Source organism: Blautia sp. DFI.6.71 (genome assembly GCF_020593585.1).
Lineage (GTDB): Bacteria > Bacillota > Clostridia > Lachnospirales > Lachnospiraceae > Blautia_A > Blautia_A wexlerae.
The window spans coordinates 1-1,058 of the sequence record NZ_JAJDMJ010000137.1 but is presented as its reverse complement, the minus strand read 5'-3'; the positions used below and the strand labels follow the sequence as shown (position 1 = coordinate 1,058).

Sequence of the window (1,058 nt, the reverse complement as noted above, 5' to 3'; positions counted from 1 at the left end):
AGATTTCCTGAATTCAGTAACAGATGATCAGAGTACAGGATTTCTGAATACATGGAATGAGTCATGGAATTACCGTGAAAAGATTTATATTTCTTATGATTCAACGAATAAAAACTGTCAGGCCGGGGATATAAAAATGGTTGAATTTGGGCATCCGAAAGTAGATATGGGAGAGCCGGTATTTAATTATGCAGTTGCGTATGATACTCATAATCAGGAACCATTATTTTATGAAAAATATCCAGGAAGTCTGAATGATATCTCCCAGCTTCAGTTCATGCTGGATAAAGCATCCGGATATGGTTATAAGAAGATCGGATTCATTCTGGACAGGGGATATTTCAGCTGCGAGAATATACAATATATGGATAAATGTGGGTATAGTTTTGTTATCATGGTGAAAGGGATGTCTGCCCTTGTGAATGAACTGATCCTGGAAAATAAAGGGACATTTGAAAATAAGCGGGTAAACAATATCTATGAATATGGAGTTTACGGAAAGACAATACGGCACAAACTGTATGCAAGTGATAAAAAAGAGCGTTATTTTCATCTGTATCATAGTATTTCCAAAGAAAGCGCAGAACGGATAGAGATTGAAAATCGGATCAACCAGATGACGCAGTATCTGAAAAAGTACCAGAATAAAGTAAAGGAATTCGGTCCTGGATTTGAGAAGTATTTTAACCTTCATTATGATGAAAAGAGCCAGGCTTTTATACTACCGGAAGAACGGTGCAGTGTGGTAGAAAGAGAACTGGATCTGGCAGGATATTTTTGTATCGTTACATCGGAAAAGATGAGTGCGAAGGAAGCAATCGAACTGTATAAGAGCAGGGATGTATCGGAGAAACTATTCCGCGGAGATAAATCATATTTGGGGAATAAGAGCATCCGGGTGTATTCAGAAGAATCAGCAAGAGCGAAGATATTTGTTGAATTTGTAGCCATGATAGTGCGCTGCAAGATGTATATAAAACTAAAAGAAGAAATGAAAAAACTGGATAAGAAACTGAACTATATGACTGTACCGGCGGCAATAAAAGAGCTGGAAAAAA

The 1,058-nt window shown here is 37.4% G+C and carries 1 protein-coding gene; it reads left to right on the top strand.

Features of this window, described 5'->3' with window-relative positions; translation table 11 throughout:
• Positions 1-1,058: IS1634 family transposase (locus LJE12_RS19580; protein WP_227292389.1), on the top strand; the 1,058-nt coding region annotated here is incomplete at both ends.